At 49.4% G+C, this 2,839-nt stretch carries 1 protein-coding gene and 1 pseudogene; one reads left to right on the top strand and one right to left on the bottom strand.

Features of this window, described 5'->3' with window-relative positions:
• A pseudogene (locus Q1A48_RS20910) lies at nucleotides 1-115 on the bottom strand (IS5/IS1182 family transposase); the annotation flags it as partial.
• A 630-nt stretch (nucleotides 116-745) separates the two neighbouring features.
• Here Q1A48_RS20910 and Q1A48_RS20905 point away from each other — a divergent pair.
• Nucleotides 746-2,602 (top strand): histidine kinase, encoded by a 1,857-nt coding sequence (locus tag Q1A48_RS20905; RefSeq protein WP_299948739.1) that lies wholly within the window; start codon nucleotides 746-748, stop codon nucleotides 2,600-2,602.
• Nucleotides 2,603-2,839: the final 237 nt, after the last annotated feature.

Here is a 2,839-nt window from a genome sequence, read left to right as displayed (position 1 = left end):
GCAATGCCAAATTAAATTCCTGGCGAATCTTTCTCAGCGGGTGGGATTTCGGGACAAATTCTTCCAGGTGAACCGTGATGAACAAAGCTTCCTGTGTGATATCTGCACCGCGGATACACTATCTCATTGTGGGGTATCGACCCGAGTATTGTACCAAAGCCAGTAAATACATGAGTCTATTCCAACAGCCTGCTAAACCAATAATGGATTAGAAGTCAACTTGGCAGCCTAGAAAATTTCCTACCATTTATCAAAATAGATACGGTAAAATACCCACTGAAGGATCACAAAAACTGATGACTTTCTAAGCTTTCGCTTCGAAGCACTGGTCAGCTATCCTAATAAGGAATACAATAAAATTGACCTTCAAGAAGGCACCGGATAAAACGATTAAAGAACCATCTATTCAGAGAGAATGTTGTCTATGCTATTTAGGCTTGGCATGCAGGTTGTGGAAGAATAAAAAAGCTGCAGGGCTTAGGGTGCTTGGTCAAAATTAGAACAAAAATAATATTCACGGATGGAGAGGGAGGACTCTTCGTCGCCTGAAGCGCTGCTTGATCAAGTTCGAGAAACAGCAGATTTGATAATAACTCAATTATCTGAGGGCATAGGTCAACTTTTACGATAGCGCCCCGTTTCTTCAGGTTGAAAATCTGATTCTACCGGTGTCTGCATCATATGATCCGCAAATGCAAATTGGTTTTTATATATTGGTTGTTTTTATAAGCAGGGATATTACCAAATGTTCAGTAAATTCATAAAGTGTGCTGTTTTAGCGTTTTTGCTCTCACTATTTACCGCTTGTAGCGACTCGGGCTCCAGTAACGATGGTATCAGCGAAGCTAGCAAAGGAAGTCCCGACAACGAAGAGCCAACGTTAGGGCAACCCCAAGGAGTCACTCTGAGTTTTGAGGCCGTGAAGCGCTTTCGCTTTGACTGGACCGATATCGAGGGTGCTACCCATTACCAACTTCTGGAAAATCCCGATGGGGCTTCCGGTTTTAGCCCAGTTGGTGCAAGCGTTGAGCAGGGCGTTCAGACCCTGATTTTGGAAGTGCCTCTCTATACCCGTACCAATGCACAATACATCCTGCAGGCTTGCAATGGGGAGGGAGTACAGGAAATATGTAATGACTCGGAAACCCTCTCGGTCAGTGGTACTCTGGCCGACAGCATTGGCTACTTTAAGGCCAGTAACACCAATGCATACGACCTCTTTGGTTGGGCTCTCAGCCTGAGTGGGGATGGCAATACCCTGGCCGTGGGAGCATCTCGTGAAGCCAGCAGCTCTACCGGAATCAATGGTGACCAGGGTAATAACGACGCCCGAAGTGCCGGTGCCGTTTATATCTTTAGCCGTGATGATGGTGCCTGGAACCAACAGGCCTACCTCAAAGCTAGTAATACCGATGTAGACGACAATTTCGGTGGGCGTCTCAGCTTGAGCGCTGATGGCAATACCCTGGCCGTGGGGACTTATAAGGAGTCCAGTAGCGCCACTGGAATCGATGGCGACCAATCCAGTAACGATGCACATTTTGCTGGTGCCGTGTATCTCTTCAGTCGCACCGAGGGCACCTGGGCTCAACAAGCCTATGTGAAGGCCAGCAATACCGAGGCAAGTGACTACTTTGGTAGTTCCCTAAGCCTAAGTGAAGATGGTAATACCCTGGCTGTGGGGGCTGCCGGTGAATCTAGCAGCGCCACTGGGATTGATGGTGGCCAGAGCAATAATGACGCCCCAGGAGCCGGTGCCGTGTATATCTTTAACCGCAGTGAAGCCACTTGGGCACAGCAAACTTATATAAAGGCCAGCAATACTGAGGCGGGTGATCAATTCGGTTGGGACCTCAGCCTAAGTGCGGACGGCAATACCCTGGCCGTACAGGCGACTGATGAATCCAGCAGTGCTAGCGGGATCAATGGCAATCAAAAGAATAACGACGCTCCAAGGGCTGGGGCCGTGTATATCTTCAGCCGCAGCGAAGACTCCTGGGTACAACAAGCCTATGTTAAAGCCAGCAATGCCAATGAGGGCGATCTCTTCGGGAGACCCAGCTTAAGTGGGGATGGCAATACCCTGGCCGTGGGGGCAAGCCATGAATCCAGCAGTGCCACAGGGATCAATGGTGACCAGAACAACAACAGTTCTGGTGAAGCTGGAGCGGTCTATGTGTTTTTTCGCAGCGATAATACCTGGTCTCAGCAGGCCTATATAAAAGCCAGTAATACCAATGAAGGGGACCTCTTCGGCTTGGCGCTCAGCCTGAGTGAAGATGGCAATACCCTGGCCGTAGGGGCAAGCAATGAATTCAGCAACGCCAAAGGGGTTGGTGGCGATCAGAACAATAACAGCGCCAATGACGCTGGGGCGGTCTATGTGTTTCTTCGCAACCAATCCTCCTGGGCCCAGCGAGCTTATGTAAAAGCCAGTAATACCGGTGCAAGAGATTACTTCGGCTCTCCTGGACTCAGCCTCAGTGGGGATGGCAATACCCTGGCCGTGGGGGCAGCCGATGAAGATAGCAGTGCTACCGGAATCAATGGAGATCAGAGTAATAACGATACCGAATATGCCGGCGCCGTTTATGTCTATTAAACTTTTAGTTTGGATGTAGAAACCCACGTCTTTAGGGCGTGGTTATGAGTATGTAGTGGTCTACTAATCCCGGACACCAATTTAGGTGGTAAAGTCGCTGCCTGAGACAGAGGTGTTCAATGAATAAACAACGTAGATCCTTCTCACCCGAGTTCAAATTAGAGGCGGCCCGGTCACTGGATGTCGGCACCACCGGCATCCGTCGCCGGGTAAAGCAGCTTGTGGCTGAACGTGGTG

It is taken from the genome of uncultured Microbulbifer sp. (assembly GCF_947489355.1).
In the GTDB taxonomy this organism is placed as follows: domain Bacteria; phylum Pseudomonadota; class Gammaproteobacteria; order Pseudomonadales; family Cellvibrionaceae; genus Microbulbifer.
The sequence above is the reverse complement of the archived record's forward strand: the minus strand, read 5'-3'. Positions and strand labels throughout refer to the sequence as shown.

Coding starts and splice junctions, on each gene's coding strand:
- Q1A48_RS20905 (WP_299948739.1), top strand. CDS start 746: ATGTTCAGTAAATTCATAAAGTGTGCTGTTTTAGCGTTTTTGCTCTCA.